At 65.3% G+C, this 3619-nt stretch carries 4 protein-coding genes; 3 read left to right on the top strand and 1 reads right to left on the bottom strand.

Translation table 11 applies throughout. From position 1 onward, the window contains the following. Positions 1-131: 131 nt before the first annotated feature. Entirely contained in the window at positions 132-1034 is a 903-nt protein-coding gene (locus EOA27_RS27490) for an AraC family transcriptional regulator (protein ID WP_126078090.1), read from the bottom strand. Between the two features lie 97 nt (positions 1035-1131). Between EOA27_RS27490 and EOA27_RS27485 the strand changes: the two genes are divergently transcribed. The 3 genes from EOA27_RS27485 (at position 1132) to EOA27_RS27475 (ending at position 3401) form a co-directional block, all read left to right on the top strand. Beyond that, positions 1132-1887 (top strand): SDR family oxidoreductase, encoded by a 756-nt coding sequence (locus EOA27_RS27485; protein ID WP_126078091.1) that lies wholly within the window; start codon positions 1132-1134, stop codon positions 1885-1887. A gap of 307 nt (positions 1888-2194) precedes the next feature. Continuing rightward, entirely contained in the window at positions 2195-2926 is a 732-nt protein-coding gene (locus tag EOA27_RS27480) for a GNAT family N-acetyltransferase (protein ID WP_245491174.1), read from the top strand. Positions 2927-3065: 139 nt separating this feature from the next. Further along, positions 3066-3401 carry a hypothetical protein gene (locus EOA27_RS27475; protein ID WP_126078093.1) on the top strand — a complete coding sequence of 112 codons (336 nt, stop codon included), beginning with the start codon at positions 3066-3068 and terminating at the stop codon, positions 3399-3401. Positions 3402-3619 lie beyond the last annotated feature (218 nt).

Below are 3619 nucleotides of genomic sequence, written 5' to 3'. Positions count from 1 at the left end.
ACACGAGACCGACCCAACCTTGAGAAAACCCTTCCAGACCGCGCGTGGCGCAACCATGTGCCATTCCTGTTGTCGTTGCGATCAACAGGAACATCTGGCGACCCGCCTGGTTCCGCGCGGCGAAGGCGCCGCTAGTGCGCGGTCGCCCTGGCGTAGCGCCCGGGTGGCTGGCCGACATGGCGGCTGAAGGCGGTGCTGAAGGTGCTGGCCGAGCCATAACCGACACGCTCGGCAACCTCGGCGATATCGGCCTCCCGCCGGCGCAGCAGGTCTTTCGCCAGCGCCATGCGCCAGGCCAAGAGATATTCCATCGGCGGCACGCCGACGCCGCGAACGAAACGGTCGAAGAAGGCGGAGCGCGAAAGCGCGGCCTCCTTCGCCAGCTCGGCGATCGTCCAGGGCCGCGCCGGATCGGCATGCATCCGGCGGATCGCCTCCGCCAGCCGCGCGTCGCCCAGGCCGCGCAGCAGGCCGGCCGGCGCGTCGGACGTCTGCGCCTGCCGAAGGGATTCGACCAGCAGGATCTCGATCAGCCGGGTCAGCACCAGGTCGCGCCCCGAATGCCGGCCCGCCGCCTCCTCGACCAGCAGCTTCACTAGGACCGACAGCCGCTCGACGCCACGGACATGGACCTGAGCGGGCAGCAATGAGACCAGCAGGCCGGAATCCTCGCCGTCGAAAAGGAAGTAGCCGCCAAGCATGCGCAGGTCCGGCGGGCCGTCCTGCTGGCCGTGCCGGACCTCCTCCGTGGCGGCCATGGCAAGGTTGGGATCTATCAGCGTCGGAACGACCGGCTCGAAGCCGGTCATGGTGAAGCCGGGCGTTTTCGGCAGCAGGACGAAATCGCCGGCTTCGAGCGTCAAGGGCGGCTGGCCATCAACCGCCAACAGGCAGGCTCCCTCGATGACGACGGCGAAGCTCGGATGGCCGAAATCCGCGTAGCGGACACCCCAGCGCCCGGCGCCGCTGATGCCCTTGGTGAACACGGCGCGCGGCCTGAGCAAGGCTATGACTTCAGAGAGAGGATCGACCATTTCAGGACTCTTGCAAACAAAATCAGGATCGTCAATCATAGATAGTCCTGACTGCTGCCGGTAACTTGCCGCCGTACAAACCGAACAGCGAGGACCCATGAAAACCATCCTGATCACCGGCGCTTCCTCGGGCTATGGCCTGGAGACGGCGCGCCATTTCCTCTCGAATGGCTGGAACGTCGTCGCGACGATGCGAAACCCGCGCGAGGATGTGCTGCCGCCTTCGCCGGCGCTGCGCATCCTGCCGCTCGACGTGACGGACGACAAAAGCATCGCGGCGGCGGTCGAAGCGGCCGGGCCGATCGACGCATTGGTCAACAATGCCGGCATCGGCGTCGCCGGAGCTTTCGAGGCGACGCCGATGGCGCATATCCGCAAGGTCTTCGAGACCAACACGTTCGGCGTCATGGCGATGACCCAGGCGGTGATCCAGCGGATGCGCGAGCGCCGTTCCGGCGTCATCGTCAATGTGACGTCGAGTGCCACGCTGGCGCCCTTCCCGCTGGCGGCGGCCTATACAGCGAGCAAGCAGGCGATCGAAGGTTTCACCGGCTCGCTGGCGTTGGAGCTCGCGCCCTTCAACGTCCTGGCCAAGCTGGTCGAACCGGGTTACGGGCCGACGACGAGGTTCACCGCCAATACCGGCGTGAATGTCCAGGACCTTATCCCCGAGGCCTATGCCGACTTTGCCAGGGCAGTCTTCGGCAATCTCGCCGATCCGGCGATGGCCGGGGCGCTGACCACCAGGGAAATCGATGTCGCCGAGGGCGTTTGGCGGGCCGTCAACGACACTACCGGCACACTGCGCTTCCCCGCTGGCGCCGACGCAGTCGCCCTAGCGGGGGCGGTCTGACGGGCAGCGTAAGCACCGGGGGCCGATGTGGCCTCCGGTGGAGCTGCGATAGCGCCGATCGTGGCCAAGACGGCAGGCATGGATCGCTGATATGATCGGTGCAACTGCGGCTCGCGCTCTATGGTTGGGGTTGTTCCATGTCGCTCGTTTACAGACCTGCTCGCGCCGATGACCTGGCCGCGACCGATGCAATGGTGGTCGCCAGCATCAACGAGCTTACCGTTCGGCACGGCTTCGGCCCGATGGCGGCGACGAGCCCGCCCAATTTCCAGTTGTTCTCACTCGAGGACGCCCCGACGGCCTGTGGGTGGCGGAAGACCATGGGGACATTGCGGGCTTCGCCTGGAGTTGGGTCTGCGGCGACATCTGGTTTCTCGCCCAGCTTTTCGTCGATCCTGGCCGACAAGGCCACGGCATCGGCAATACGCTGCTGGAGCGAACCATGCAGCACGCCCGCAAATCGGGCGCAGCCCACAGGGCGCTCATCACGTTCACCTTCAACCGTGTCTCGCAGGGCCTCTACATGCGGCACGGCCTGTTTCCCAAAACGCCGATCTACGTTTTCAGCGCCGCGCGCGAACGGGTGACCAAGGCTTTGCCTCAATCGCCATTGCGCGCCGTCGAAATGGACCGCAGCGCCGCGACAATGGAAAAACTCGTCGCAATCGATGCCAGTGCCCTGGGGGTCTCGCGAGAGAAGCACCACCGCTATCTGCGCACCGATGCCGCGACGACAGGTGTCTTGCTCCTCGCCGGCAGTGAGGCGATCGGCTACAGCTACCTTAGCGCCGGCGGGCATATCGGGCCCCTGGCGGTGACGCGGCCCGGTTTTCTTCGCGATGCCTTCGCAACGGCATTGCGGCTGGCGGCAGATCGCTCGGCCGAAAAGGTATCGGCCTTCCTGCCGGGCACATGCGAGAGCGCGCTCAGCCTTGCGGTCGATCAAGGCATGCGCATCACCTTCCCGATGCTGTTGATGGCATCGCCCGGCTATCGCGACTGGACGCAGTATCTGCCGCGAAATCCCGGCTTCATGTGATCGGCGGGCTGCGGGGGCAGGCGGCGCAGAGGCAACCAAACACTTGTTTTCCCGTTATTTCAGCAGCTGTCGGCATCCGTCATATCGTCAGCCAATTGGCTCCCGGCCAACGACCGCGCGGAGCAGAAAGGAGGCCGCAATGGCACGGCCCATTGTTGAAATAGGCGACAGGGTGGCGGTGATCGCCACCGTGGTCGAGCGCACCAACGACCGCGTGACGCTGAGCCTCGACGGCAACGGCCACCGCTATTCGATGGTCGAGCCAAACGCCAAGGCAGGCGACAAGCTGAGGCTGGAGGGCGACGTCGTCCATGTCGACGAGGATCTCGGACGCACGACGGTGCAGGTGCTGGGGCGGGTGACCGTCGACACCGGGTCGGTCGAGATGGTGACGAGACGTTGCGACCTCGACCATATCGGCTCGAACGTGGCTGGCCACCCTCGCCCGCGCACGCAACCGACGCCGCACGGATGAAACCTTCCCGGTGAAACGGCGGCCGCTCCCTGGGCGTTTCCGTACCGACGCTCACCGAATTGTCCTAGTTCCTTAACACAGAAATTTTGACCGGTTGGCTATGTGTGCATTGGCATGCGTTGGCGATTGGCCGAGACGCCTATCGCGGTCGTCATCCACGGGCGGAGCAAGGAGCGAAGCGACGCGCGCAGACCCGAGGATCCATGCCGTGACTTGGG

Source organism: Mesorhizobium sp. M2A.F.Ca.ET.037.01.1.1 (genome assembly GCF_003998075.1).
In the GTDB taxonomy this organism is placed as follows: Bacteria; Pseudomonadota; Alphaproteobacteria; order Rhizobiales; family Rhizobiaceae; genus Mesorhizobium.
Note: the sequence above shows the minus strand (reverse complement) of the source record. Positions and strands in the feature narration are given on the sequence as shown.

Excerpts from the sequence above, each read along its gene's own strand:
- EOA27_RS27490 (WP_126078090.1), bottom strand. The coding sequence starts at position 1,034 with ATGGTCGATCCTCTCTCTGAAGTCATAGCCTTGCTCAGGCCGCGCGCC.
- EOA27_RS27485 (WP_126078091.1), top strand. The coding sequence starts at position 1,132 with ATGAAAACCATCCTGATCACCGGCGCTTCCTCGGGCTATGGCCTGGAG.
- EOA27_RS27475 (WP_126078093.1), top strand. The coding sequence starts at position 3,066 with ATGGCACGGCCCATTGTTGAAATAGGCGACAGGGTGGCGGTGATCGCC.